This is a genomic window from Sphaerospermopsis sp. FACHB-1094 (assembly GCF_014696195.1).
GTDB lineage: Bacteria > Cyanobacteriota > Cyanobacteriia > Cyanobacteriales > Nostocaceae > Sphaerospermopsis > Sphaerospermopsis kisseleviana.
Genome location: NZ_JACJPT010000007.1, coordinates 1 through 25,723 on the forward strand (window position 1 = coordinate 1; position 25,723 = coordinate 25,723).

A 25,723-nucleotide genomic window follows, 5' to 3' on the forward strand; every position below is an offset into this window, starting at 1 on the left:
GATTATTTCCTGTAGGGGCGAAGCATTCGGGCGATCAATTCTCAATTTGACGACAAGATTATTTTCCGAATGCTTCGCCCTATGACTATTGATTCCTGTACAGGTGTTCAGCATTCTGGGGATTGATGATAAATTTGATGACAAGGTTATTTCCTGTAGGGGCGAAGCATTCGGGCGATCAATTCTCAATTTTATTACAAGATTATTTTCCGAATGCTTCGCCCTATGACTATTGATTCCTGTACAGGTGTTCAGCATTCGGGGGATTGATGATAAATTTGACGACAAGATTATTTCCTGTAGGGGCGAAGCATTCGGGCGATCAATTCTCAATTTGACGACAAGATTATTTTCCGAATGCTTCGCCCTATGACTATTGATTCCTGTAAGGGTGTTCAGCATTCGGGGGATTGATGATAAATTTGACGACAAGATTATTTCCTGTAGGGGCGAAGCATTCGGGCGATCAATTATTAATTTGATGACAAGGTTATTTTCCGAATGCTTCGCCCTATGACTATTGATTCCTGTAAGGGTGTTCAGCATTCGGGCGATCAATTATTAATTTGATGACAAGGTTATTTTCCGAATGCTTCGCCCCTACGACTCCTTACTCCTTTAAAAACTATGCAAACCTATCAAATAACTATCGGAGAATTAACTATAGATGTCGTCAGAAAAGACATTAAAAATCTACATCTAGCAGTTTATCCCCCAGATGGAAGAGTAAGAATTGCCACACCTTTACATATTAATGATGAATCCTTGCGATTATTTGTAATTGAAAAATTAGCATGGATTAAAAAACATCAAATTAAGTTTCAATCTAATAATCAATCTAATAAATCTAATAATCAACCTAATAATCAACCTAATAATCAATTTTCCAACCTACCGGAAAAAATAGCATATTTATCAGGAGAAAATCACTACTTTCAAGGTAAAAGCTATATATTAAACGTGATTGAAAAACCTGGTAATGCACAAATAGAAATTAGAAATAACACATATATTGATTTATATATTAAAACAGGAAGTAATACAGAACAACGGCAAAAAGTCTTAAATAATTGGTATCGTCAACAATTAAAAATACAAATTCCCCCATTAATAGCTAAATGGGAAAAAATCATAGGTGTAAATATTAACGAATGGGGAATAAAAACCATGAAAACAAAATGGGGAACTTGCAATGTACAAGCTAAACGCATTTGGTTAAATTTAGAACTCGCAAAAAAACCTATTCATTGTTTAGAATATGTAGTAGTGCATGAAATTACCCATCTGTTAGAACGCACCCATAACGCTAAATTTCAAGCTTTAATGGATCAATTTATGCCAAAGTGGCGAGAATATAAAAAAGAATTGAATAACAATAACTAACTAACTAATTTGTTACCAAAAACGTAACCAACCCAAACTTGTATTTAGACAATGCCAAACTATCAATAGGAGTTAAATCTCCCAGATGTTTTAGTAACTGTTAACTGTTAAAAGTTGACAGTAGATAATTGATTGATTTTTTTGAGGAGTGTGCATTTTATGTCTAGAAATACCTTATCAATTTCTTCCCTTCATATCAAGAACCTGGGAAAAATTCTTTATTCCACCTTATTAATATGTATGATATTTGCCCTACCAGCATCAGCCGAAGAAAAAGCCAAATTATGGCGCACCTTAACCGTTAGCGGAAGTGGAGTAGAAAGAATTGCTACCACCTTATCACAAGTTAGTTTAGGTGTAGAAGTGCAAGGAAAAACAGCCGAAGAAGTACAAAAAGAAGCCGCCCGCAAGTCATCTGCCGTAGTCGCCTTACTTAAAAGCCGCAATGTCGAGAAATTAGAAACCACAGGAGTGCGGCTAAACCCAGTTTATAGTTATACCAACAACGTCCAAAGAATTACAGGTTATGCAGCCAGCAACACCGTGAGTTTTCGCTTTCCCACCGATAAAGTCGGTACATTATTAGATGAAGCAGTCAAAACCGGAGCAACCCAAATTAATGGTATTAGTTTTGTCGCCACAGATGAAGCTATTAGCAACGCCCAAAAACAAGCATTAAAAAAAGCTACCCAGGATGCCCAACAACAAGCCGATGCAGTTCTTGACACCTTGGGTTTTCAACCAAAAGAAATAGTGAGTATTCAAATTAATGGGGCAAGTGCGCCCCCACCACCAATGTTACAACGGGTTGAAATTGCTAAAGCAAACCTCGCCGATGCTTCCACCCCCATAGTCGGCGGTGAACAAGAAGTACAAGCATCTGTTACTTTGCAAATTAGTTATTAGGAACAGGGAATAGGGAACAGGGAACAGGGAACTCTTAACAGGGAACAGGAAATATTTATCTTTATTCTGACTCCTGACTCCTGACTCCTGACTCCTGACTCCTGACTCCTGACTCCTGACTCCTGACTCCTGACTCCTGACTCCTGACTCCTGCACCTAAAAATTCTCTGGAGACATATCCCCCATAGCCGCCTCAGCATCACGCTTAGAACCGAGTAATTCTAGTTGGTCTACATAAATGACTGGCTTTGAACGATTAACACCTGTTTGGCGATCGCTCCAACTATCAAATTTCAGAGAACCTTTAACCCCAATTAAACTTCCTTTACGTACATAATTACCTGCTACTTCCGCAGTTTTTCCCCACAGTTCCAAATTAAACCAGTCTGGTTGATCACTATTTTTTGTTTTTCTATTAACCGCTAAAGTTAACTCACATTTAACCTTTCCCGACTCAAAATACCTGATATTTGGATCGCCACCTACACGTCCAACAAGAGTGACAACATTAATGCTCATGGGTCTTACCTTAGTCTTCAATTACTGTTAAACTTGAGTACGATTGTACTGATTAATTTTTGATCTTATAATAACCAATTGTAAAAACCTGGAAAATATGTTAAGTAATTAACAATCATATATGTTAATTGTCCCAGATGCTTTAAAAGTTACTGGTAATTATTGCCATTATACGGTTAAGTTCAGTAAATATGAGAAGAGAGAAAATAAGATGACTGCTACAGCCATCAACATTGACAAAAATTATAGAAAAAAATAGTCTGATTTACTGGAGTCAGGCAAAGAAATATCATAAAATCCAGGGAAATTAAATCTCACTCTTATCAATTAACACTCACAAATTAGCGCATATAGGGGGCATAGATACGCGTGGGTCTTTTTCGTAACTTTCGCTCATCATGGGATATGGGTATCGACCTCGGTACAGCCAACACCCTAGTTTATGTATCTGGTAAAGGAATTGTACTACAAGAACCGTCAGTAGTTGCCATTGATCAAAATGAAAAAATAGCACTAGCAGTAGGAGAAGATGCCAAAAAAATGCTCGGACGGACACCGGGTAATGTAATAGCGGTTCGCCCCCTGCGTGATGGTGTCATTGCTGATTTTGAGACGGCCGCACTGATGCTAAAAAGCTTTATCCAGCGAGTAAATGAAGGTAAGTCACTGATTTTACCACGGATAGTCATTGGTATTCCCAGCGGTGTTACAGGGGTAGAAAGACAAGCTGTAATGACTGCCGCTTCTCACGGAGCCAGGGAAGTATATTTAATTGATGAACCAATAGCAGCAGCCATTGGTGCTGGTTTACCAGTCGCCGAACCCACCGGTAACATGATCATTGATATTGGAGGAGGAACAACAGAAGTAGCTGTACTCAGTTTACAAGGAACAGTCATCAGCGAATCAGTACGTATTGCCGGAGATGAATTAACAGACTCAATTATTCAGTATATGAAAAAAGTTCATAACCTGGTAATTGGTGAAAGAACAGCAGAAGACATCAAAATTCGCATTGGTTCTGCCTATCCTACCGACGATGATCACGATGCTATTATGGAGGTTCGCGGTTTGCACCTGCTTTCTGGATTACCAAGAACTGTTATAATCAAAAGCCCAGAAATTCGAGAAAGTATGTTGGAAGCATTATCAGTAATTATAGAAGCTGTCAAACGCACACTAGAACGGACACCACCAGAACTAGCAGCAGATATTATTGACAGAGGAATTATGTTAGCAGGTGGGGGCGCATTACTTAAAGGGATAGATACCTTAATTAGTCATGAAACAGGTATAGTCACTCATATTGCAGCAGATCCTTTAAGTTGTGTTGTCCTGGGTACAGGTCGTGTGCTAGAAAACTTCAAGCAGCTAGAAAGGGTATTCAGCGGACACTCTCGCAATATGTAGGCAAAAGCGAAAACAAGATAATGGATTCTGTAGCTATAGCTATAAAATAATATAGCCACCACTATTTTAATATAGCAGTTAGCAGTTAGCAGTCAGCAGTCAGCTTTTAAAACTCCTATCTGTCATACAGCAGATTACAGAACAATGAGGTACAAAATCTAAATTGAAACCTATACACTTTCACCAGTCTTACTCCTGACTCCTGACTCCTGCAAGGGCGAAGCATTCGGGCAATCAATGATCAATTTTTCTCACAGCTTATTTTCCTGCAAGGGCGAAGCATTCGGGCAATCAATGATCAATTTTTCTCACAGCTTATTTTCCGAATGCTTCGCCCCTACGACTCCTGACTTCTTAATTCTGCTCTATCTTAAATAATTTATCAAATATAAACAGGCATAAATGTTTACGGCACGCCGTTGGTGGGAAAATAAAGGATTACAAATCGTTTTGTTAGCACTAGTCTTTGGTAGTGCTTGGACACTACGACAGACTCAAGGGGCGCTAGTGATGGAGATATATCTAGGTATTGCCACTCCATTAAAGACGTTGCAGCCAGGAAACACTCCTGAAAATCGCATCCGTGAAGCCAAGTTATTGGAATTGCAAACCCGGATAGTAGAGCTAGAAAGCCAAAATCAAAAACTACAAAGTTTATTGGGATACGTAGAGAAAGAACCACTTGCAAAACGCCCAATAGTAGCCAGGGTAATAGGACGCAGTGCTGGCCATTGGTGGCAGCAAGTAACCTTAAATAGTGGCACAAAAGCAGGTATTCAGAAAGGTTTTGTGGTCAAAGCAGAAGGCGGTTTAGTGGGTTTAGTAGAAAGCGTCACTCCCAATACTAGCCGTGTATTATTAGTTAGCGATCTGAAAAGTCAAGTAGGTGTCACTATTAGCCGTACATCTGCTAAAGGAGTTTTACGAGGTGATTCTTCCGGCGAAGGAGTGCTAGAGTTTTATGAAAAAGTCCCCAATGTCAAAGTTGGAGATTTAGTTTCTACCTCTACTTACAGTCAGAAATTTCCCGCTGGTGTACCAGTAGGCAGAATCAAATCTTTAGATTTAAAGAAACTCCCCACCTCAGTAGCCAAAGTTGAATTATTCCCACCAATACGCTATTTAGATTGGGTAACAGTATATCCAGGTTCAGAAAATACAGATCCGGAACAACCAAACTAAGAGGTGACTGGGGACTGGGAAAGAAAATTGTATCACCAATCACCGATCACCAATTACCTGAAAAATTGAGCAAAACCATGAAAATTCCTGGATTTCCTGGCAGCACAAGCAATAAAGCAAGAAAGCCAGTCCGCAAATCCAAATCCTTAATTCCCCAACTAACAGATTGGCATCCCTGGCTACGTCAAGTCATGGATTGGACAGTGACATCTGGCTCAGTGCTGTTATGTTTATTGATGTTGCCAACTCGATTCCCAGGCATGGAATTATTGGGTATTGGACCTAACTGGTTACTGATTTGGGTAGTAGCGTGGAGTGTGAAACGCTCTATATTTGCAGGTGCATTGGCAGGTATCATTTTAGGTCTACTGCAAGATGCTTTGACAGCGCCTCACCCGTCCCATGCCATCAGTTTAGGAATTGTAGGAATGCTGACCAGCCTAATTCAAAAGCAACGTTTTATTCAAGAAGACTTTATTTCTATTGCTTTAATTGTCTTTGGCATGGCGGTGGTGTCAAATACTATTTTGGCATTGCAATTTTCTTTGATGGGTGGTAGCTGTGGTGCAGAATGTTTCCGCAAAGCGGAAGACATCTGGATATATTACCAACGTGTGGCCTTAGCTTCTGCTATTCTTAGTAGTCTATGGGCTCCTGTGTTTTATTACCCTCTCAATCGTTGGTGGCAAAAAATGAAATTAATTCATAATTCATAAAACAGGGAACAGGAGGCAGGAGGCAGGAGGCAGGAGGCAGGAGGCAGGAGGCAGGAGCAAAATAAATATTTCTTGCTCCCTGTTCCCTGTTCCCTATTTTTTGACTTTTGACTTTTAATTTTCTTCCCCACTCACCAGTCACCAGTCACCAGTCACCAATCCCCAGTCCCCAGTCCCCAATCCCCAATCCCCAGTCACCAATCCCCAATCCCCAGTCCCCAGTCCCCAATCCCCAATCCCCAATCACCTCTTCCCCAGTCACAATGTCCTCAAATATGGTAAGTAGTGAATTTGATTCCCTGATGATGCAACGGTGTTTGCAATTAGCCCGGCGTGCTTTGGGACGCACTTCACCAAATCCATTGGTGGGGGCGGTGGTTGTCAAAGATGGGGAAATTGTCGGGGAAGGTTTTCATCCCCGTGCAGGTGAACCTCATGCCGAAGTTTTTGCCCTCCGAGCCGCAGGAGAAAAAGCTCGTGGCGCTACAATTTATGTCAGCCTCGAACCCTGTAACCATTACGGACGCACTCCTCCCTGTTCCGAAGGCTTAATCAAAGCAGGTGTATCTAAGGTAGTTGTGGGTATGGTCGATCCTAACCCTTTGGTAGCAGGAGGTGGTATTGCTCGTTTACGTGATGCGGGAATAGAAGTAGTCGTAGGGGTGGAAGAAGAAGCTTGTCAAAAACTAAATGAAGGTTTTATCCATCGCATTCTCTACAAACGTCCTTTAGGCATTTTGAAATATGCTATGACCCTGGATGGCAAAATTGCTACTAATTCTGGTCATAGTGCTTGGATCACAAATCCCGATGCCCGCAGCGAAGTACATCAACTCAGGGCAGCTTGTGATGCTGTCATTGTCGGTGGTAATACCGTTAGACAGGATAATCCTTATTTAACAACTCATCAGCAAGAAGGACATAATCCTTTGCGGGTGGTGATGAGTCGCAGTTTGAATTTGCCAGAAAATGCCCGTCTGTGGGAAGTGGCGGAAGCTCATACTTTGGTGTTAACAGCAGTGGGCAGTTCCCCAGATTTTCAACAGATGTTGCTTAACAGGGGTGTGGAAGTGGTGGAATTTCCCTTGCTCACACCAGATCATGTTATGGCTTATCTATATGGGCGTGGTTTTTGCAGCGTATTATGGGAATGCGGAGGAACTTTAGCCGCAAGTGCGATCGCTCAAAATGCAGTCCAAAAAATTCTGGCTTTTATCGCTCCTAAAATCATTGGTGGTCGTCATGCTCCTACACCCGTAGGTGATTTAGGTTTTACTTCTATGACAGAAGCTATACCCCTAGAAAGAGTTAATTGGCGTGTCGTCGGTTCTGACTGTTTAGTTGAAGGTTATTTACCACAAAAAAGTCAGTAGTTATTAGTTATTAGTCATTAGTTATTAGTCATTAGTTATTAGTCATTAGTTATTAGTCATTAGTTATTAGTCATTGGTTATTTTTCCCAATCACCAATCACCAATACCCTATGACTGTTGACGTTCATAAGCAAGATCACGGATAAGACTGAGCCGAGCGCGGATGTAGTCACAAAGAAAATCTATTTCATGGGGATCTAATAGGGCTTGTTTTGTGGTCTGTTTGACTAACCACTGTACCAAGCTGGCATCGTCCAGCTGCAAAAGAGTTACAGTTTGAGCAGCTTCAACTATAGACCAAAGCTGACGCATAATTGTAGGAGTCATTAGACCTCTATTTAATTATTTAGCTTAGTTTTTTCCAGATTACACAATTTCGATATTAGCTGACTGAATAAATGTACAAGTTGAGATAACTATTATTAAAGGCTTAACAAACTGATTTATATCTTGATAAAGTTTAAAAAATATTAATTATCAAAAATTAACTTTACAATAGTTTACCTAACTTAGATAAACTTTATAGCAGAAGTGTTGAATGTTAAGATTTTGAGGATATTGTCCAATTTGTGCATTGGTATCAGTGATACCAAATTTGAGCAATTAATGACTCTATTCTCAATAGACAATAGGTTTTACCTGGGTAAAACGCCAAGATTGTAAAGTTGTATTCCAGGATTCAACACTTGTGATATTTAGATAATATAAAATTTTACATAATTACTTCTAGTCCATGCTATAAAATAAATTAGAGTGGGAATTGGTAATTGGTAATTGGTAATTGGTAATTGGTAATTGGTAAATTTAATCCTGAAAATCCTCACATCCTGAAAATCCTGATTCTGACAATCAATTTATATTTTTGAGTTCTTATGCAAACCAAAAACAAATTCTCCTGGTTTGATGTATCTGATGAAGTCAAAGAACTATTAATATTAGCCGCCAAAACATGGGAAAATACAGAAGAATCAGCCAAATATATGCAGCAAGCTTTAGCTAAAACCGGAGAAAATACAGATGTTTTAGTTGCAGCTTACAGATATTTTTATTACAAAAATAATTATAGTTTAGCACTGACAACAGCCGAAAAAATAATTGCTAAAATCAAAGAAATAGAGAATTTACCTCATAATTGGGAAGAACTGCAACCAATCCTACAGCAAAGAAAAGAAGAACCCAATATCAGATTATTCTTAAATGCTTATGCTGCTTCTGGTTTAGTTGTAGCTAAACTAGGAAAGTTAGAACAAGCTAAAGAAATCAGTACCAAAATTCAAGGTATTGATAATAAAAATGATTTTGGTGCTAGTATTCTTTTCGATATTTTAACCCGTCCCCCAGAAGAAGACGAATAATTCTTAATTCGTAATTACAGATCACAAAATTACTAATCATGAAAAATTGGTTTTCTCTCAACCCAATATCTTATCAATTTTTGTCATTATCTACACCTAATACCATTATTTTACCAGGACAACCGGAAAAGCCTCCAATTCCTGAAATTAGAAATCCTCAAGCTAATCCTCCTATGGTTTTTTTACCTAAATAGGGTTTGCTGAATAAACCTAAAACCTTGATATATCAAAGGTTAGAGGCTGATAAACACAGAAATTAGTGCAAGGGTTTTGAAGGGTATACCGGAAAAAGTGTGCATTTTTTGGGATTTCAAGAGATGGCAAAGAAATTTTCAAATCTTCTCCTGACTCCTGACTCCTGACTCCTGACTCCTATGCCCTCACGGAAAGACTTTCTCAGCAACCCCTAAATATTCACAGTTTACACTCTAGATTGATACGATATAAATTATGCAAGGTCAGGATTGGTTTATCTCTGGAGATGGAAAACATCAAATTTGTAAATCCGCGAGAGACTGGGATTTATTACGTGATAATTATCGCCTTTATCGCTTTCTTACGGAAGTAGAAGATGTTCTCAATCAAGTTGAGGATGAATCAACTTTTCTTCCTCAACTGAGAATGTTAGTGAGGCGATTAATTATTAATTCCTATTGGGTACAAAGTCAAGTTTTAGAACCAGATCCGAAAACCGGAACATCAGTTTTATTATTATACGATGAATTGGGTTTTCCCTTAACAGTGCAAACAGTCACATTTGCACCAGGAACAACTTCTAATATTCATAATCATGGAACTTGGGGAATAGTCGCAATATTAAAAGGTCAGGAGAAAAACACATTTTGGCGACGTAATCCCACAGATGAATTTCCTGATAAAATTGAAAAAGTGGGAGAACTAAATTTACAACCTGGTGATTTAATTAGTTTTACACCTGAGACAATACATCAAGTTCAAGCTGTGGGTAATGAACCTACGGTTACATTTAATATTTATGGTGAAACCGATCCTAAAGAAAGATTTGAATTTTATGTAACTAATCACATTGCTAAAAAATTCTAATTTTTTTAAATTGTAGTGGCAAAAAGAGAAATAACACATTATTTTGATAAATATAGAATCCTAAATGAATGATTTATTTTTTCATCTGCGTTTATCTGTGTTCATCTGCGTTTAATGATTTCCCATCCAAAAATCAAACTTGAAACCTATAGGAGAAACAACAATGGCCAGAGTAATTTTCTATGAAAAACCAGGTTGTAAAAACAACACCAGACAGAAAGTATTACTCACAGCAGCAGGTCATCAAGTGATAGCATATAGCTTATTAACAGAACCTTGGACAAAAGAAAGATTAAAATCATTTTTTGGCGATCGCCCCGTAATTGAATGGTTCAACAAAGCTGCACCTAGCATCAAATCAGGAGAGGTAAACCCGGAAAAAATTGACGCAGAAACCGCTTTAATGATGATGTTGAGAGATCCCCTATTGATCCGTCGTCCTTTATTAGAGGTAGGGGAGCAAAGAGAAGTAGGTTTTGATGTCGAAAAAATTGACGCATGGATAGGTTTAAAACCCGTGGATGAGTCTTTTAAAGCAATGAGTGAAAATTTAATGCAGCAAGACTTACAAGGTTGCGCTCATGGAAATAATCACGAACACCAACATCATGGGGAAGGTAGTTGTAAAAATCACGGTTAGAGGTTGTTTGAAAACTTTTTCGTGTGGGATTTGACACCCGCAGATCCCCCTAAATCCCCCTTAAAAAGGGGGACTTTGAGGAATTGAGTTGTTTGGTTGGACAGACAATTTCATTTGTCACTAACCATACACTACGATTATTTGCTTCTGCTTTACGAATTAATTCTAAAGATGCTGATATCTCATTAGTACAGAGCGATGAGTTTGATTTTTTTGGCTTGAAGCTGTTTGTCTTGTTTCATGTTCAATACTTCCCCAAGTTTCAGGAAGAGGGTTAACCCAGGAAATAGGAACAGATACTACATCTAGAGTTTCACCATCTTCAAAGACTTCTAAAATATATCCTGGTTCTGGCTGGGTTGTAGTAGGATTGAGATGATCCAAAACAACCCCCCTATTACCAGCTTTTACAGGGCTGTTAGGAACATCTTGTTTTAGTTCTACCCATTGGAATAAGGTGGCTGTTGTCATCGGTTACTTTTTTTATTGACTATCAGTTAAGCATAGATAGCAAGCAAAGAGTCTAATTCATTCATGTCAGTAACAACTTTACCTAATAACTCACTGAAATAAATAACTTCATAATTAGGTGCGAGTTCTTTTTGCAGTTGTTTCCATAAACTAATACCTTCTTTTTCAAAAGTGGCTTCTTCTTCTGGACTTAAATCTGGTGAATTACCAGGATCTTGCCAATTTAATGTTGCATTATAATCAGTCGCCCATTTTTTCAAATGGTTAATGGTTTCTTGGCTGAGGGGCAATCTTGCTGGGTCAATGTTACCAACTTTATCAGCATCTGCCCACCATAAAGGATCACATCCATAATCAGCCATTAGTTTGATTTTTATTGCCATAGCTATACTCAACAAGGTTGGGACATGAATTTTTGCATTACGAAAACCTAGATTTTTAGGGTTTTAGCAGTGCTAAACCCCTACGTAATAGAATCAAATGATCAAGCTGTTTTGATTATTCTCAGGTGGAATCATGGTAAAGAGGCAGGATTCGCTCCAACTATATAACCATTATCACCTACCGTCACTGCTATAAGTTGCTTTTTTCCATTAAAAATTAGTTCATATATTTCTCGTCGAGGTTCTACTGTTCCTTGATAACCAAGAAAAGTTCCACTGGTTACAGCAGCGATTACAGCATCCGGGATTTCCTCCTCAGAAATTCCACGTCTAGCAAAATCCTCTTTATGCTCCTTCAAAATGTGTGCTAGTCCACTTGCCCTTTTAGTAACTTTACCTTTTTCTAAAAATACGATTTTACCATCTGCTTGTTTGGCAATCTTCACTATTTTGTCTGGGGTATGTTTAATGCCAGCCTCAGTGAGTTCTGCTAACAATGCTAGTCTGTCTTGTGGTGTATTCAGTTTTTCTTTCATTATAGTTTTTTTAATAGTTTTTTTATAATAACCCTATTATACCATCAGTATTTTTCAATTCTTTTGACTGACAAAATTAAGAGGTAAAGATTATCAGTTAATCCTTACCCCTTAATATTATTAATTCAACCCCAAACCTAAGCCCCTACAGCCTCCTTAGCTGCATATAAAACTTCAGCAGAAATATCCTTAACTCCCCGTTCACGGGCAAACTTTTCCGTATTTCGCTTTACTTTCCCCCGCACAAAACCAGGAATTTTATTCAATTCTGCTAACCCATCTTTTGTCCAATGCAAATCAGATTCCGCAGAAATTCCTTTAGTAATTACCTCTTTTGTATCGTGTCCACCAAAGATTTCTAACAGATGATCTTCCATTCCCAAAGTGAAGGAATTGTAGATTAAATCGGTGATTTGATTTGTACCTTCATAACCCATAAATGGTTTGTAACCTATGGGGAAATTTTGCACATGAATAGGTGCTGCAATGACTCCGCAGGGAATATCTAAACGTTTACCTACATGGCGTTCCATTTGTGTTCCGAAAATGGCAGATGGTTCAACACGAGCGATCGCATCACCAATTTCTCCATGATCTTCGGTAATTAAAACCTCATCGCAATATTCGCTTACCTGTTCTCTAAACCAGTCAGCATCATATTTACAATAAGTACCCGCCCAAACTACATGAATTCCCATTTCTCTGGATAAGATTTTAGTAATAGCCGCAGCATGGGTACTATCACCAAAAACCACCGCTTTTTTACCTGTTAAATTCTGACAGTCAATAGAACGGGAAAACCAAGCAGCTTGGGAAACATATAAAGTTTGTTCGTTGATAAATTCCTCATAGTCAACATTTGCACCTTTTGTATTGAGCGAAGTCGAAATATGTTGATTAATTACTTGTTGAATTTTGCGGATACATCTAGCAGTTTCCACCACTCCCATCGGGGTAATATCTACAAAAGGTGTACCAAATTCTGCTTGTAAATAATTAGCAGTTAATAACCCCAATTCCCGATAAGGAACTAAATTAAACCATGCTTTTGGTAAATTCTTTAACTCATGAACAGAAGCACCTTCAGGAATCACAGCATTAACTTCAATTCCTAAATCAGCCATTAATTTTTTCAGTTCTGTGCAATCATGATTATTATGAAAACCCAAGGTGGAAATACCAATAATATTTACTGAAGGATTTTCAGTTTTTGAAGTTGGTAATTCGTCTTTTTTCCGCGCTTTTTCAATGTAATATTTGACAATTTGATGTAAAGTTCTATCTGCTGCTTGCAGTTCATTCACACGATAATGATTGACATCTGCTAACAACACATCACCTTTTGCATCCATTTGCGCCCGATCTACAAAGTTTTGTAAATCTTCTTGTAAAATACTCGATGTGCAAGTAGGAGTTAAAACAATTAAATCTGGGTGTTCTTCTGCATCCTTGCGGGTGATATTTTCTACTACTTTTTCTTGAGAACCACGCGCTAAAACATGACGATCTACAATACTAGCTGTAACTGGTGTAAAATCACGTTCTCTGGATAACATCGAACGCATGACGTTAAAATAGTCATCTCCTAAAGGAGCGTGCATAATAGCGTGAACATTTTTAAAGGAACTAGCAACCCGTAAAGTACCAATGTGAGCAGGTCCAGCATACATCCAGTAAGCTAATTTCATTCAGTCTTCTCCCTTTATCACTCAAGTAACTATGAGTTTTTGATTATTATTTTGATGATTAACTTGGATTGTCGCAAAACTTTTGGCTATCAACAAATAAGCTTTTTTAAGTAAGTGAAGTTAACTTCTCGGTGTTAGCAAATCTTAGCATTGCTCAAAGGTAGTCATAGATAGGATTTCGGGGATTAAGTGCTAAAATTTTTCCATAGTTTAAGTAAAGAAGTCTTAATATTTTGATAAATATTTTGATAAATATTTTTATCAGTTTTTAGAGATATGTAAAGTGTTTTTTTGTTATCATGTATTTATGGTGTAATTATCCAGTAAAAAAATAATGGTTAAACTACCCTTTCCTTCTACTTTTATTCTTCCTTTAACTAACGGTGATAAACTTAATCGTTATGAATTTGAGCGCCGTTATGATAGTACAAGTGATATAAAAAAGGCTGAACTAATCGAAGGAATTGTTTATATTATGCCTGCTGCTTTACGTTTACAAAGTCATGGAGAACCTCATGCTCACATATTGATATGGATGGGGAATTATAAGGTTTTTACTCCTAGTCTAAAATTAGCAGTTGAACCTACAGTGCGTTTAGACTTCGATAACGAACCTCAACCGGATGCAGTTTTGATTATTACACCAGAAGCAGGTGGACAAACTAGAATTAGTGAAGATGATTATATTGAAGGTGCGCCGGAATTAGTAGTAGAAATTGCTGCTAGTAGTGCAGCTATTGATTTACATGGTAAAAAACAAGCTTATCGTCGTAATGGTGTGAAAGAGTATATTGTTTGGCAAGTTTTAGAGCAAAAATTAACTTGGTTTTGTTTAGAACAAGGTGAATATTTAGAATTAGTTGCTGATGAAAATGGTATTTTAAAAAGTCGTGTGTTTCCAGGTTTATGGTTAGCAGTAAATGAGTTGTTAACAGGTAATATGTCTGAGGTTTTGCAGGTTTTACAAGCAGGTTTACAGTCTGTTGAACACGCGGATTTTGTTAGTAAGTTAGGTAATGGTTAGAGTTTTTAAAAACTTTTGTTTTGATATTTGCAATAGCATAATTACGACGGGATTCCTCCCACAGTTCAGAATTATAGGATTTGATTAATGATAGTGCTGTTGGTTGTAATTGATAACACCATTTAGGACTATTAATTGGTCGGTTTGGTTGATCTGGATTTTCCACCACCAAACCCATTTGTACAAACTGGTGCATTGTTTGTCGTCTTACTGTTTCTCGTGTATTTGGTGCGTATTGTTTCCCATAAAAATCACGAAACCAATCCATCATTTCTGTAATTCTGCGTTTAGGTGCTGTTGCTTGATTCCAAGAAGTTTCTGGTCGAATATCTGCTAATGCGAGTAAACATAATGCGGATCTTTCGTTTTGTTGTTCTTTGGGTGCAGCAATTTCTTTCAGAATATTCATTGCTTCTTGAATACGTTTACTAGCTGCAATTGCGTTGATTGTTTCACTCATAATTGATAGATTTTTATTGACAATATCATCTAATTTATCTTGATCAAATCCAGATTCATTAATTTGTTTTCCCAGTTGAATTAAATCATCTTTACATGGATATTTAACTTTGCGTAAGTCTGTAGCATTAACTTGTGTGTTACCGCTAAAAAGTCGAAAGTATTGATCAAATAAAGTTGAATTGAGAAATGCTGTTAAACCCTTTGCTAAGTTGATATTTATTCCCTTTCCTTGTGCATGATAGTAGTTAATATGATTCTCTATACCCAATACTGGGTAATCTATAGGGTAGGATACAGCAGCAACAACACGACGTTTTTCTTCTTTAGCGGAAAACCTTTTAGTTAAAACATAACAACCTTGGGGAATCAACCATTTTTGTGTTTCTTGAGTGTGAACAATAGCAATTGATTTTTTTGGATTTTGGGGAGGAAATAAAACTTTTCCTGGTTTAATAGATTCTGGATAAATTAGGGGAACTGTTTGATCATTTAAAAAATTTCTCAAAGCTGATTTGAGACGAAAATCTACAACTGGACCCGTGGATATTTCTAGACCTAATTCTTCTAAGGTAGATGGAAATTTATCCATTTGCACTTTTAAAGTATCTTCTAAATAGTTAGTAATAATATGGATAAAATTCTCAGGATTATCTTTTTCTATAATTTGATGATATGGAACAAGTCTAATTTCGGAAACTTGATCTAGTTCTATTTCTGAATTAATACTGATTTGAATATAATTATCTTGATATTCTGTTTTGATAGCATGAAAAATAATATTTTCTTGAATAATATTATCTTCTGCAAAGACTAAATCACGACTATCAAAAACATGAATTTTTTGCAGTGACATTTTCTGTAAAAACGCTTGACGAAATGGGCGGAAATAAGCACCATTACAAAAACTTCTGGGAGTAATTGCCACTATTTCACCATGTTCTGCAAGCTGTAACATTGTCAGCCAAACAAATGCACTATATAAATTTACTGTTTCAATTCCTAGTTTTGATAATTGTTTTCTTTCAATCGATTGACTGTTGATTTTTTTGTATGGTGGATTGATAATTGCATGGGTAAAATTTTGAGAAGCATTATTAAAAAGCGGTAAATTATTTGCTGTTAGACTATTAATAAAGCTTTCCTGTTTTACACTATAATCGGCTTTAATTCCTTTGTTTTCTAAAGCTCGACAACATTCTATCAGACATTTTTCTAAGGATGATATAAATGTTGATTCTATTTCATAAGCTGTGAGAAAACAACTTTCAACCTGATGGGAATTTAGCAACAGTTGTTCTACAAACGCAGCAGTTAAAGTCCCCACACCAGCACCAGGATCAAGTAAACTAATATGACCCGATAAATTATTAAATTGTCCTGCCATAAATTTCGCAACTGTAGCAGGAGTGAGAAATTGACCTAATTCACTTCTTTGAATTAAGTTCAATTTTGCAGATAAATTTACCCCGGTTATATCTGTTAAATTTGTGATATGACTGATCATTCCTCATACATAGATAAATGATTAGATAAATAATTAGATAAATAATTTAAGTTATCAGACCCCAACTTGATTAAACAAGTCAAGGATCTGAAAAAATTACTTAATTACTTGCGGAAAATTTCCACTTTTTCTAACACGACATCTTGATTAGGGCGATCGCGTTTTGTAGGTACATTAGCGATTCTATTGACGATATCCATACCTTCAACTACTTGACCAAAAACACTGTGTCTTTTGTCAAGATGAGGTGTTGGTCCTTCTGTAATAAACCATTGAGAACCATTAGTTCCAGGTCCTGCATTAGCCATTGACAAAATACCTGGTTCATCATGCTTCAATTCAGGATGAAACTCATCCTCAAATCTATATCCTGGTCCACCAGTACCCCAACGATGAGACATATCAGGATAACGACTTAAAGGATCACCGCATTGAATCATAAAATCGGGAATGACACGGTGAAAGCGAACGCCATCATAAGCGGGAGTACCAAGCATAGATGCACCGGTTTTAGGATCTTTCCAGTCAATGTTTCCGGTAGCTAAACCGACAAAATTTTTAACAGTATTGGGGGTTCTATCTTCCTCCAATTTAACCACAATTTCACCCAAGGAAGTCGTTAAGCGGGCGTGAAGTTGTCCATCACCGGGAATATTAATATCTGGAAAGTTCATTAGTTTTTAGCTATCCTGTTTTCAAAACTGCGCGTGTTTGATATATCGTAGGCTAATTAACACTCACATTGCAAGTTTACATATCAAAAAATTTCTCTAGGGATTTGTCTATTAGACATCGACCGAATTTAAATATGTGTAGCCTGAAACCCTTGTAGGGACAATTCATGAATTGTCCTTACATTCATTTTCATCAAATGTCTATTGAGGCAGAACCTCATATATTTCATTACTTGTCAGAGACAGGTAACGAGAAATAAGGAATTTATTCACCTAAATTAATCGCTGGATTTCTCTTAAAAAATCCCCTTGGCATCAGTTTAAAACTTACTTGATGTCGTGGCATTACAGGGCAATCTTCTGGACGAGGAACATGAGTCATACCCATTGTGTACCACACAACAATATCTTCATTTTCCAAAGATTCATTATCAGCAATATATTTCGGTAAACCTTCTCCGAGTGATGTTTGATTTGGATAATCACCACCTGCATACATTTCATCGGTTTTATATTTTGTCACCCAAAAATGATGAGTTGCAAAACCGGCTTTTTCTCTGATCTTTGCCCCTTCTACTGCATACAAAATGGTATTTGCTCCTGGCATTAATATATATGCAGGTGCAACCCCTAAATGATTCTTTTTATCTGCACTGGTAATCATCCATTCTCGACTATGTTTAATATCTGCATCACGCACTGCTTCTGTTTCGGTTTTTAATAATGTATCTTCAACTGTAATGGCATTTCCTAAAGGATTTTGTTCACTGATAGGTAAATTATTAACATTCATTTCCATAACATTATTATTTTGCCCATCAACATCTAAATCTAAGCGATAATTGAAAAAGTGCTGATGATTGACACCAAAGATATTTTTAGCTAATAATCTTCCCAAAGAATTGCTAGATTGTTTTTGGTCAGATGTGCCTTGAGCTAACACAATTCCCGATAATTCATTTTTTATTTCTAAACTTCCATCTTGGTGAAATATCCAATTCAAAGTATAATCATAATTATCAACTGTTGTAATCATTTTCATGACTAATTCACGATTACGACGGACATAATTTTTTTGACTGTTAAAATCAAAATGTTTCCAAAGTACGCCGTTATCTCTTTCATAAATACCTATGACTCCCGGCATAGTATAAGGTTCACCTTCACCATTAGCAAAAGTGGCATTTAATAAAACTCCATTTTCAGGAATTTCTTGACCTAATTTTAGTTGATTTGCTAATAAACCAATATTGTATTCTCCCACATCAAAGGCGTTACGAAATGACCAATTTGGATTTGGATCACCGTAAGGAACTGCCATTTCTGAAAGACTTCCACGATATAAAACAGGTCTGATTTTTTCGCCATCGTTATATTTAACAAGATACAAAACCAAGCCTTCACGGGGGTGCATTAAATAACGAAATTGCCAACCTTGCCAAGTAATTTCATTACCTTGAATTTTGAATGTTGTACCTTCTGGTTGAATGATTTTTAAAGGTTTAGGTGGTGGTGTTAATTTATTGAAAGCTTTAATATCATAGTCCCAGTTTTCTTGGGAAATAGGAACTACACCATGATCTACAAAACTAGAAACTTCTTCTTTATTTAAATCAACAGTGACTAAAACACCTTCGATGGGGCGTGAGAAATAATTCCAATGTTTACCTTGATAATAGGATAAGGCACGGCAAATTCTATGACCATTTTTTGCTTCTGCTGAAGTTAATATTCCTGCTCCCCAACAACTTATTTGTATTTGGTTAAAATCTTTAATTCCTCGTTTTTTCATTGCTTGTTGCCAGCGCGGATCAGATTTCACAACTTCTCTGGCTATTTCATAATCTGCGGGTAAAATAGCAGGTTGAACATGAGGTATTTCTTGCCAGTTAGTTAGGGTTTTGGTTATTAAATCAACTGTCGCTGTAAAAGTTTTATTGTGTTCCCGTTCATAAACTTGCAAAAAAACACGGCGGGTAAATTTTTGCCCAGGTTGAAAATTCAAGACTTGGCTTTTATCTGGTTCTTGTAATGTAATCATGGGAAAAAATGTTGTGTTGCTTAATGGTTTTTCCCGTTTTAATACTTCTACTGCGGTGGTAATTTCTGTCTCTGTTAAGGGGTTGAGGGGATGGGTAATAAATGATTTTTGATTTAATTCTTGAGCAAATGTAATATGAGGAAATATCAGGGTTAGAGAAATGATCATCAATAAGTTAATAGCCAGTTTTAACAGGTTTTTTGGGCGGGCAGGATGCCCACCCCACAAATATGTATTTTTTGTTGCTGGAATGTGGAAAAAATAATTGAGTTTTTGCATCATACTGTTTGAGAAGTCAGTAGAGTTAATGAATATCTATTGATTTCAAAACTATTACTCATAAACAGTATAATTAGCAGAAAATGAATATAAAGAATAAAAATATCCCCAACTTCTTTAAGAAGTCAGGGGTATGGATTATACAATATCTTGTTGGTAATTTAAAAGCCTTGTAGCACAAGAATTTTATTGCTGATAGCTGATAGCTGATAGCTTTTTACTATGCAGAAACTAATCTCCGCAAAGATTCGGCACGACGTTTAGCTGTGGCGTTATTAGGTGCAATTTTGAGTGCGGTTTCATACATTTCCAACGCCTGAGCAGTTAATTTTTTCTTTTCGTAAGCATGGCCAAGATTATTCAACGCTACTACATAATCTGGTTGCAATTTTAATGCTTCTTTGTACTGCCGAATCGCTAAATCATATTGTTCTTGGGCAAAGTAAACATATCCCAAACCATTGTAAACTGGGGCAATGTTTTCTTCTCCCTCTTCTTCGGCAGCTTTGATAGCTTTTTGAAATAGGGGTATTGCCTGGGTAAAAACTTTTTTTTCAGAATAAATACTAGCTAATTCGTAATATTCTTGTGCAGTACCTTTTTCTTTTGTCAATTTGGTTTTCAACTGGGAAAGAGAATTTTCAAGTTTACGAGTTTTGAAAATCTGACGAAAAACACTCACTCCCGCAAATAGGAGCAAACCGACGAAAACTGAAAGATAAATGATTACTAGATTGTTATCCATTGGTTGCAAATACAAATATTAAACTTGCTTTCTCTATCTATTATCAACTTTCTGGGAAAATGAGAAAATAAATAAATTAAGAATTAACAATAAAAATTTCTCCCTTATCAATTATCAATTATCAATTATCAATTATTCTAGTCCCCAATAGTTTGTTCGTTCTTTGAGCCAACCTGTGGTTGTGTAACGAGCGATCGCTTCATTTATTCCTCGCCTTAATTCATCGTACTGCAATCCTTTGGGCATGACTACAGATAATGGTTCTGTTGATAATTTGGTTGGCAATATTTGATATTGGGGATATTCTTGTACCCAACCACTTAAAACGCTGACATCAGCCGCAAAAGCATCCACTTTACCGCTTTCTATTTGCTCTCTTCCCTGGGCGTAGGAATTAACACCGACTAATTCAGCATTAGGTATAAAGTATTTTATGTATGAGATAGTGCTGGAGTGATTGAGTACAGCAATTTTACGTTTTGCTAAATCCTGAAGTTTTTTGATAGCGGTATTTTTTGTAACTATTGCTGTACCATCGTAATAGTAAGGAACACTGAAGCTAACTATGCGGGAGCGTGATTCAGTGGCGGTAACTCTGGCGATCGCCATATCAACTTGATGATCAAAAACAGCAGGTAAGCGATCGCTATTAACTACAGATTGCAATTTCACCGCATCCGGTTTACCTAACAAATCACTAGCCAAACGCTTGGCTAAATCAATCTCTAACCCTTGTAAATTGCCGTTTTCATCCCTAAATCCCAAAGGACGGATGTTATCCTTAACCGCCACAGTTAAATAGCCTCGTTGCTGAATTTCTGCCATAGTCGCCGCAGAAGCAACCAAATCTATCTCCCCATAGAACAGGCAACAAATGATCATAAAGGTAGCGGATAATACCAGATGTAACTGATTCATAATTGACCTTCGCTTCTTTACGAGACGCTGCTATTAACTTTTCAAAACGTTTAACAACTTTTCACAAAACGTTTAATTTTGTTTAATTCTGTTTAATTTTGAATTTTCAGCAGAATTTATCTGTTACATCCGTTATTCATCCGTTGCCACCTTTATCCTTTGGCAGAGTTTGCCAGTTCAGCCACTTTAGCGAAGCTTGCAGGATCAAGAACTGCCAACTGTGCCAACATTTTACGGTTTAGGTCAACATTAGCTTTTTTCAGATTACCAATTAACTGGCTATAGCTCAAACCATGTTGTCTAGAAGCCGCATTAATACGGGTGATCCACAGACGACGAAAATCGCGCTTTTTCTTTTTGCGATCGCGGTACGCACTGCGAAGCGCCTTCATCACCTGTTGGTTAGCGGTTCTAAACAGAGTAGAGTGAGAACCACGAAAACCCTTAGCTAATTTGAGAATTTTATTGCGGCGTTTACGAGCTACATTACCGCGTTTTACACGAGTCATTTTTTACAGTACCTGAAGGATTTACAAATAAGGAAGCATTAAACGCACGTTTTCTTCGTCGCGTTCATGAACAACTGCCATTTTAGACAAATTGTTCTTTTTGCTAGAGGACTTATGCTCTAACAAGTGATTTTTGAAAGGTTTACGACGCACGATTTTACCGCTACCAGTGGCGCGGAATCTTTTCGCTGCTGCCTTGCGAGTCTTGAGTTTAGGCATGGGATGGCTTTGAATCAACACAATCTACAATTATATACCAATAAAACTCAAATTAACCAACATTTGTCAATAATTACAGCAGTTATCAGAGGGAACAGGGAATTGGGAATTGGGAAAACTCCTACCCAGTCACCAGTCCCCAGTCACCAGTCACCAGTCACCTGTCCCCAGTCCCCAGTCACCAGTCCCCAGTCCCCAGTCACCAGTCCCCAGTCACCTGTCACCTGTCACCTGTCACCTTGGGATCTAAAACAATGCGTGAACCTGTACGATCTACATGATAAGTCCAAAATTGATTGTTCACTTTGAGAACCACTGCCCAACCCTCAACAGGATCATATTGTTGAGTACAGATTTCACCAAAATTAAACACACAGGAATTACTAAAAGTTTTTTGCACAGTACGAGTAATCCTGATACCTATAGTTTGTAACCGAGAACGTTGATAAGCATCATTCAAAACTTTTTCCGCAATTTTTTCTGGTAGTGGAGAACCCTCATTAGCTTTAATTTTCGGATCAATGACAATTTGCGAACCAGACTTATTGACATGATAAGTCCAAGACTCTTCTTTTACCTTCACAACTACAACCCAACCTTCTACAGGTTGATAAATTTCAGCACAGACTTCACCAAAATTAAACACACAAGAATTACTAAAAATTTTAGATGTGGAACTATAAATTCTCAGAGAATTTCTGTTTACACCAGAACGATTAGCCACATCATTTAAAACCTTACTAGCAATATTTCTTGGCAGTTGAGAAGCATTAAAAAAATTAATATTTGGCTCAATCACAATTTGCGAATATTGACTAACATGATAAGTCCAAGATTGCTCTTTTACCTGCACAACTACAACCCAACCCTGAATTGGTTTATATTCTTTAGTGCAACCCTTTTTAAACTCAAAAATACAACGGTTACTAAAAGTAGTCTGAGTCACCTGAGAAATTTTCAAATCAGATACTTGTACCCTAGAACGCACAGAAGCATCTCTTAACACCGCCTCAGAAATATTTCTAGGTAACGTATTTTGGGCTATTTGTATTTGTTCTCCGCTAGGAATAGCTCCAGATGTATGATTATTACTAATATCAACTCCACAGGCCAGCAGACTGCTTAAAGCCAAAGTTAAAACAATTGCTTTCGATAATTTACCGTTATTCTTTAGATGAGAAAGTAACATAATGTGTTTGCTACCTAATTATTGACAAGATATACCAAGTTATTTACTATTTTTAGTTTAATTTTGTTCCCCATATTCCCACCCAGTGCAGTTAACATTTTTTCTTTTCTCTGTGTACTCTGTGCCTGGAGTGGTTGGTTACAAATGTTTAGTTTCCCGCAGTTAATACAGCTAAATTCATCACATTTTCAGAAAACTGACGTTTTAAAGCTGCAAATACCGGACAAGGTGCAGAAGCTTGTAAATTATTCGGTTTACTCCATGTAAAGGGTGCTTGTTGAGCCGCAGACATCCATAACAACTTTTTAGCCCTAGTCATAGCCACATAAAGTAAACGATATTCTTCCGCCATTTTCAGATATTTTGCATCTTCCCAAGCTTGACTAACATGAGGTATTTGAGATGGTATTTGGGATATATTTTCTCCTTTGTGATGGAGTGCTGCACGAATTTGGGCGCGTGCTACTTCTGATAATGTAAAATCACCTAAAAATTGACTTTGGGGAAGAACCCAAAAACTTCCAGGAATTAAATTTTCATGTAAAAAAGGCAAAAATACATAATCCCAGTCTAGCCCTTTGGCTTTGTGCATAGTGATAATTGTTAGTTGTCCTTTTTTGGTATATTGTTCTTCTAAATTGTCTGTATCTACTGGCTCAAATCGTTCAGAATTTACAATTTCACTTAAAGCAGAAAGCATTGCACCCATTGAATTATTACCAAACATTTGCAGGTTTACTCGTTCTGCAAGTTTGTCTGCTGTGGCTAATTCTGCTTGATCATATTTTAATGTTAAAGCTAAAAAAGAAATGATTTGATAAAGTGGTAATTCTAAACGAGCGCGAAGTAAACTTCGACATAAATGAGCAGCTTTTTGTACTGTTTCTGTTTGGGGAGTTGCTAATGGTCCAGGATATAAAAATTCTTCTGGTAAAATAGCAAGGGTGTTAATATCTTGGGTGGGAATTAATTGACGTTGTACTAAAACATCTAAGGTAGCTTTTAAATAATCAGGAGAATGGGGGCGATCGCAAAATTGCAATAATGATAAAATCTCTTGAGGTACATGAGAACGCCTTTCTTGTTCTCCTACATCATAAAGTTTAATTTTATGTTCTTTACATATCGGTTCTAAAGCTGCTGCTAACCATCTACCTTGGCGATTTTCTCGCACTAATACCGCCGCACGAGCTTGGGAATTTTCCTTAAATAACTCTACAACTCTCTGAGAAATTAACTCAACTGTATGATAAATGTCACGAGGACTATATAATTCTAACCCTTTTCCCACTGGTGTGGGATTCGCATCTGGTTGAGGATCATCAAAATTAACAGCCTCAATTTTTTGATCTAAAAATGGTGTTTGTCTGTTTTTATTTGTGGCTAACCAATGACTATTTACCCATTCTAAAGCAAAGTTAGCAGCATCAATAATAATTCTGCTACTACGCCCTGCTTGATTCATTGTTGCTAGTCGTTTATCAACATTACACTGTTCACAAAATTCTCGGAAATAAATTGGATCAGCAGGGGTAAAAGTTGAATTAATCGCTTGGTTAGGATCACCAACTCTGACTAAATTCAATTTCGATTTATTTAAATTATTTTCATTTTCATCTTCCTCACTTGCTAATTTTTCTAAAAGTTGCGTTTGTAGTTGACTAGAATCTTGGGCTTCATCTTCAAAAACTGCGAAAATTTTGTTTTTTTCAATCTGTAAAGCGCTCTTATTTTTTAATACCTGCAATGCCCCTAAAATCATATCATCATAGTCAATGAAATCCTGTAATTTCATGATTTTTTGATATTGTTCATACAGTCCCGCAGCAATACGTAAAATTTGATAAGAATCTTGACTTTTTTCACTCCATAAATAAAGTTTTTCCGGTAATATTCCCGAGCTTTTAGCTTCATGAATCACGGTATAAGCTAAATCTGGTAATACTTCCGTTCTCAGCACTGACTGACGACGCAATTTTTCTGTTTCTTCTCCGTCAAATTGCTGACCTTCTAACAAGCGGCGATATAGGGCAGGATGGTTATTTATCCATTGTTCCACTGCTAGTCTAATAAAGCGATGACTTTGATTAGGAGTAATTAATTTGACTTCATCTAACTGTAAACCTGATAACTCAGGATGACGACTGGCAATATTTAAGGCTAAACCGTGTAGGGTATAAACAACAAAGCCAGTTTGTGGTAAGGATAATTCTTTTAACTTGTCGCGGATTTTTAATTTTAGGTTAGCAGCAGCAGAACGGGTAAAAGTAACAACTACCAACTGACGGCGATAATTTTTATCATTATTCACAGAATGCTGATATTGACGTGCTATGGCAATTGCAGCAGCAGCGGCCATCCCCGTAGACTTACCAGCACCCGGAACAGCAGATACAGCTAAAGGTCCTGTTTCCCAGTTTGCCATTTGTGTTTGTCCAGATCGCAAACTTTCACGAATTTTGTTAATATTTTCTCTTAATTGGTTGATAGATGATATGTAATTCATAATTCATAATTTATAGTTCATAATTGGTG

Annotated in this window: 27 protein-coding genes and 1 pseudogene; 12 read left to right on the forward strand and 16 right to left on the reverse strand. The window is 37.1% G+C overall.

Features of this window, described 5'->3' with window-relative positions; all coding sequences use genetic code 11:
- Nucleotides 1-546 (reverse strand): annotated as a pseudogene (locus tag H6F47_RS03265) (hypothetical protein); the annotation flags it as partial.
- A gap of 81 nt (nt 547-627) precedes the next feature.
- Here H6F47_RS03265 and H6F47_RS03270 point away from each other — a divergent pair.
- Together H6F47_RS03270 and H6F47_RS03275 are read left to right on the forward strand one after the other, a co-directional pair.
- Nucleotides 628-1,383, forward strand: coding sequence for a SprT family zinc-dependent metalloprotease (locus tag H6F47_RS03270; protein ID WP_190647661.1), 756 nt, complete (start codon nt 628-630; stop codon nt 1,381-1,383).
- Between the two features lie 159 nt (nt 1,384-1,542).
- The gene (locus H6F47_RS03275; RefSeq protein WP_096568019.1) at nt 1,543-2,289 is read left to right on the forward strand and encodes an SIMPL domain-containing protein; all 747 of its coding nucleotides are present in this window, start codon (nt 1,543-1,545) and stop codon (nt 2,287-2,289) included.
- Between the two features lie 156 nt (nt 2,290-2,445).
- Here the strand turns inward: H6F47_RS03275 and H6F47_RS03280 are convergent, their stop codons facing one another.
- Nucleotides 2,446-2,808 carry a single-stranded DNA-binding protein gene (locus tag H6F47_RS03280; protein ID WP_096568017.1) on the reverse strand — a complete coding sequence of 121 codons (363 nt, stop codon included), beginning with the start codon at nt 2,806-2,808 and terminating at the stop codon, nt 2,446-2,448.
- Between the two features lie 405 nt (nt 2,809-3,213).
- On the opposite strand from H6F47_RS03280, the gene H6F47_RS03285 reads away from it, so the two are divergent.
- From H6F47_RS03285 to ribD, 4 genes are all read left to right on the forward strand, one after another.
- Entirely contained in the window at nt 3,214-4,218 is a 1,005-nt protein-coding gene (locus tag H6F47_RS03285) for a rod shape-determining protein (protein WP_096568015.1), read from the forward strand.
- Between the two features lie 402 nt (nt 4,219-4,620).
- The gene (mreC, locus tag H6F47_RS03290; RefSeq protein WP_190347465.1) at nt 4,621-5,400 is read left to right on the forward strand and encodes a rod shape-determining protein MreC; all 780 of its coding nucleotides are present in this window, start codon (nt 4,621-4,623) and stop codon (nt 5,398-5,400) included.
- A 77-nt stretch (nt 5,401-5,477) separates the two neighbouring features.
- On the forward strand, nt 5,478-6,116 hold the full coding sequence (mreD, locus tag H6F47_RS03295; RefSeq protein ID WP_190347464.1) for a rod shape-determining protein MreD: 639 nt from the start codon (nt 5,478-5,480) through the stop codon (nt 6,114-6,116).
- A gap of 263 nt (nt 6,117-6,379) precedes the next feature.
- Nucleotides 6,380-7,489 carry a bifunctional diaminohydroxyphosphoribosylaminopyrimidine deaminase/5-amino-6-(5-phosphoribosylamino)uracil reductase RibD gene (gene ribD / locus H6F47_RS03300; protein ID WP_190347462.1) on the forward strand — a complete coding sequence of 370 codons (1,110 nt, stop codon included), beginning with the start codon at nt 6,380-6,382 and terminating at the stop codon, nt 7,487-7,489.
- Nucleotides 7,490-7,597: 108 nt separating this feature from the next.
- Here ribD and H6F47_RS03305 read toward each other — a convergent pair whose 3' ends face one another.
- The gene (locus tag H6F47_RS03305) at nt 7,598-7,816 is read right to left on the reverse strand and encodes a hypothetical protein (protein WP_096568007.1); all 219 of its coding nucleotides are present in this window, start codon (nt 7,814-7,816) and stop codon (nt 7,598-7,600) included.
- Nucleotides 7,817-8,361: 545 nt separating this feature from the next.
- Here H6F47_RS03305 and H6F47_RS03310 point away from each other — a divergent pair.
- From H6F47_RS03310 to H6F47_RS03325, 4 genes are all read left to right on the forward strand, one after another.
- A complete protein-coding gene (locus tag H6F47_RS03310; protein ID WP_096568005.1) occupies nt 8,362-8,844 on the forward strand; it encodes a hypothetical protein in 483 nt (160 codons plus the stop codon).
- 38 nt (nt 8,845-8,882) lie between these two features.
- Nucleotides 8,883-9,038 carry a hypothetical protein gene (locus tag H6F47_RS03315; RefSeq protein ID WP_190347461.1) on the forward strand — a complete coding sequence of 52 codons (156 nt, stop codon included), beginning with the start codon at nt 8,883-8,885 and terminating at the stop codon, nt 9,036-9,038.
- Nucleotides 9,039-9,294: 256 nt separating this feature from the next.
- Nucleotides 9,295-9,906, forward strand: a complete 612-nt coding sequence (locus H6F47_RS03320; protein ID WP_096568003.1) for a cupin — start codon at nt 9,295-9,297, stop codon at nt 9,904-9,906.
- Between the two features lie 163 nt (nt 9,907-10,069).
- Entirely contained in the window at nt 10,070-10,546 is a 477-nt protein-coding gene (locus H6F47_RS03325; RefSeq protein ID WP_137668413.1) for an ArsC/Spx/MgsR family protein, read from the forward strand.
- A gap of 165 nt (nt 10,547-10,711) precedes the next feature.
- On the opposite strand, the gene H6F47_RS03330 is transcribed toward H6F47_RS03325, so the two are convergent.
- From H6F47_RS03330 to bchB, 4 genes are all read right to left on the reverse strand, one after another.
- Nucleotides 10,712-11,017, reverse strand: coding sequence for a DUF4926 domain-containing protein (locus H6F47_RS03330; protein WP_190647663.1), 306 nt, complete (start codon nt 11,015-11,017; stop codon nt 10,712-10,714).
- Nucleotides 11,018-11,043: 26 nt separating this feature from the next.
- The gene (locus tag H6F47_RS03335; RefSeq protein ID WP_190647665.1) at nt 11,044-11,400 is read right to left on the reverse strand and encodes a hypothetical protein; all 357 of its coding nucleotides are present in this window, start codon (nt 11,398-11,400) and stop codon (nt 11,044-11,046) included.
- A gap of 131 nt (nt 11,401-11,531) precedes the next feature.
- Nucleotides 11,532-11,936 carry a hypothetical protein gene (locus H6F47_RS03340; RefSeq protein WP_190647667.1) on the reverse strand — a complete coding sequence of 135 codons (405 nt, stop codon included), beginning with the start codon at nt 11,934-11,936 and terminating at the stop codon, nt 11,532-11,534.
- 137 nt (nt 11,937-12,073) lie between these two features.
- A complete protein-coding gene (gene bchB, locus H6F47_RS03345; protein ID WP_096567996.1) occupies nt 12,074-13,624 on the reverse strand; it encodes a ferredoxin:protochlorophyllide reductase (ATP-dependent) subunit B in 1,551 nt (516 codons plus the stop codon).
- Nucleotides 13,625-13,958: 334 nt separating this feature from the next.
- Here bchB and H6F47_RS03350 point away from each other — a divergent pair, with 334 nt between their 5' ends.
- Nucleotides 13,959-14,648 (forward strand): Uma2 family endonuclease, encoded by a 690-nt coding sequence (locus H6F47_RS03350; protein ID WP_190347460.1) that lies wholly within the window; start codon nt 13,959-13,961, stop codon nt 14,646-14,648.
- Here the strand turns inward: H6F47_RS03350 and H6F47_RS03355 are convergent.
- The 7 genes from H6F47_RS03355 to rpmI form a co-directional block, all read right to left on the reverse strand.
- Entirely contained in the window at nt 14,626-16,614 is a 1,989-nt protein-coding gene (locus tag H6F47_RS03355; RefSeq protein ID WP_190647677.1) for an Eco57I restriction-modification methylase domain-containing protein, read from the reverse strand. The two genes, H6F47_RS03350 and H6F47_RS03355, sit on opposite strands and share 23 nt — an antisense overlap.
- A gap of 104 nt (nt 16,615-16,718) precedes the next feature.
- Complete coding sequence (locus H6F47_RS03360) at nt 16,719-17,288, reverse strand: peptidylprolyl isomerase (RefSeq protein ID WP_096567990.1); 570 nt, start codon at nt 17,286-17,288, stop codon at nt 16,719-16,721.
- A gap of 265 nt (nt 17,289-17,553) precedes the next feature.
- Nucleotides 17,554-19,497, reverse strand: coding sequence for a primary-amine oxidase (locus tag H6F47_RS03365; protein WP_190647732.1), 1,944 nt, complete (start codon nt 19,495-19,497; stop codon nt 17,554-17,556).
- Nucleotides 19,498-19,828: 331 nt separating this feature from the next.
- Nucleotides 19,829-20,353 (reverse strand): tetratricopeptide repeat protein, encoded by a 525-nt coding sequence (locus tag H6F47_RS03370; protein WP_096567988.1) that lies wholly within the window; start codon nt 20,351-20,353, stop codon nt 19,829-19,831.
- A gap of 132 nt (nt 20,354-20,485) precedes the next feature.
- Entirely contained in the window at nt 20,486-21,271 is a 786-nt protein-coding gene (locus tag H6F47_RS03375) for a transporter substrate-binding domain-containing protein (protein ID WP_137668409.1), read from the reverse strand.
- Nucleotides 21,272-21,423: 152 nt separating this feature from the next.
- Nucleotides 21,424-21,780 carry a 50S ribosomal protein L20 gene (rplT, locus tag H6F47_RS03380; protein WP_096567984.1) on the reverse strand — a complete coding sequence of 119 codons (357 nt, stop codon included), beginning with the start codon at nt 21,778-21,780 and terminating at the stop codon, nt 21,424-21,426.
- Between the two features lie 21 nt (nt 21,781-21,801).
- Complete coding sequence (gene rpmI, locus H6F47_RS03385) at nt 21,802-21,999, reverse strand: 50S ribosomal protein L35 (RefSeq protein ID WP_096567982.1); 198 nt, start codon at nt 21,997-21,999, stop codon at nt 21,802-21,804.
- Between the two features lie 109 nt (nt 22,000-22,108).
- On the opposite strand from rpmI, the gene H6F47_RS03390 reads away from it, so the two are divergent.
- The gene (locus H6F47_RS03390) at nt 22,109-22,249 is read left to right on the forward strand and encodes a hypothetical protein (protein WP_190647738.1); all 141 of its coding nucleotides are present in this window, start codon (nt 22,109-22,111) and stop codon (nt 22,247-22,249) included.
- Here H6F47_RS03390 and H6F47_RS03395 read toward each other — a convergent pair.
- Both H6F47_RS03395 and H6F47_RS03400 read right to left on the reverse strand, forming a co-directional pair.
- A complete protein-coding gene (locus tag H6F47_RS03395; protein WP_137668738.1) occupies nt 22,220-23,188 on the reverse strand; it encodes a hypothetical protein in 969 nt (322 codons plus the stop codon). The genes H6F47_RS03390 and H6F47_RS03395 overlap by 30 nt on opposite strands.
- 148 nt (nt 23,189-23,336) lie before the next feature.
- A complete protein-coding gene (locus H6F47_RS03400) occupies nt 23,337-25,694 on the reverse strand; it encodes an ATP-dependent helicase (protein WP_096567976.1) in 2,358 nt (785 codons plus the stop codon).
- Nucleotides 25,695-25,723 lie beyond the last annotated feature (29 nt).

Coding starts and splice junctions, on each gene's coding strand:
- H6F47_RS03270 (WP_190647661.1), top strand. CDS start 628: ATGCAAACCTATCAAATAACTATCGGAGAATTAACTATAGATGTCGTC.
- H6F47_RS03275 (WP_096568019.1), top strand. CDS start 1,543: ATGTCTAGAAATACCTTATCAATTTCTTCCCTTCATATCAAGAACCTG.
- H6F47_RS03280 (WP_096568017.1), bottom strand. CDS start 2,808: ATGAGCATTAATGTTGTCACTCTTGTTGGACGTGTAGGTGGCGATCCA.
- H6F47_RS03285 (WP_096568015.1), top strand. CDS start 3,214: ATGGGTATCGACCTCGGTACAGCCAACACCCTAGTTTATGTATCTGGT.
- mreC (WP_190347465.1), top strand. CDS start 4,621: ATGTTTACGGCACGCCGTTGGTGGGAAAATAAAGGATTACAAATCGTT.
- mreD (WP_190347464.1), top strand. CDS start 5,478: ATGAAAATTCCTGGATTTCCTGGCAGCACAAGCAATAAAGCAAGAAAG.
- ribD (WP_190347462.1), top strand. CDS start 6,380: ATGTCCTCAAATATGGTAAGTAGTGAATTTGATTCCCTGATGATGCAA.
- H6F47_RS03305 (WP_096568007.1), bottom strand. CDS start 7,816: ATGACTCCTACAATTATGCGTCAGCTTTGGTCTATAGTTGAAGCTGCT.
- H6F47_RS03310 (WP_096568005.1), top strand. CDS start 8,362: ATGCAAACCAAAAACAAATTCTCCTGGTTTGATGTATCTGATGAAGTC.
- H6F47_RS03315 (WP_190347461.1), top strand. CDS start 8,883: ATGAAAAATTGGTTTTCTCTCAACCCAATATCTTATCAATTTTTGTCA.
- H6F47_RS03320 (WP_096568003.1), top strand. CDS start 9,295: ATGCAAGGTCAGGATTGGTTTATCTCTGGAGATGGAAAACATCAAATT.
- H6F47_RS03325 (WP_137668413.1), top strand. CDS start 10,070: ATGGCCAGAGTAATTTTCTATGAAAAACCAGGTTGTAAAAACAACACC.
- H6F47_RS03330 (WP_190647663.1), bottom strand. CDS start 11,017: ATGACAACAGCCACCTTATTCCAATGGGTAGAACTAAAACAAGATGTT.
- H6F47_RS03335 (WP_190647665.1), bottom strand. CDS start 11,400: ATGGCAATAAAAATCAAACTAATGGCTGATTATGGATGTGATCCTTTA.
- H6F47_RS03340 (WP_190647667.1), bottom strand. CDS start 11,936: ATGAAAGAAAAACTGAATACACCACAAGACAGACTAGCATTGTTAGCA.
- bchB (WP_096567996.1), bottom strand. CDS start 13,624: ATGAAATTAGCTTACTGGATGTATGCTGGACCTGCTCACATTGGTACT.
- H6F47_RS03350 (WP_190347460.1), top strand. CDS start 13,959: ATGGTTAAACTACCCTTTCCTTCTACTTTTATTCTTCCTTTAACTAAC.
- H6F47_RS03355 (WP_190647677.1), bottom strand. CDS start 16,614: ATGATCAGTCATATCACAAATTTAACAGATATAACCGGGGTAAATTTA.
- H6F47_RS03360 (WP_096567990.1), bottom strand. CDS start 17,288: ATGAACTTTCCAGATATTAATATTCCCGGTGATGGACAACTTCACGCC.
- H6F47_RS03365 (WP_190647732.1), bottom strand. CDS start 19,497: ATGATCATTTCTCTAACCCTGATATTTCCTCATATTACATTTGCTCAA.
- H6F47_RS03370 (WP_096567988.1), bottom strand. CDS start 20,353: ATGGATAACAATCTAGTAATCATTTATCTTTCAGTTTTCGTCGGTTTG.
- H6F47_RS03375 (WP_137668409.1), bottom strand. CDS start 21,271: ATGAATCAGTTACATCTGGTATTATCCGCTACCTTTATGATCATTTGT.
- rplT (WP_096567984.1), bottom strand. CDS start 21,780: ATGACTCGTGTAAAACGCGGTAATGTAGCTCGTAAACGCCGCAATAAA.
- rpmI (WP_096567982.1), bottom strand. CDS start 21,999: ATGCCTAAACTCAAGACTCGCAAGGCAGCAGCGAAAAGATTCCGCGCC.
- H6F47_RS03395 (WP_137668738.1), bottom strand. CDS start 23,188: ATGTTACTTTCTCATCTAAAGAATAACGGTAAATTATCGAAAGCAATT.
- H6F47_RS03400 (WP_096567976.1), bottom strand. CDS start 25,694: ATGAATTACATATCATCTATCAACCAATTAAGAGAAAATATTAACAAA.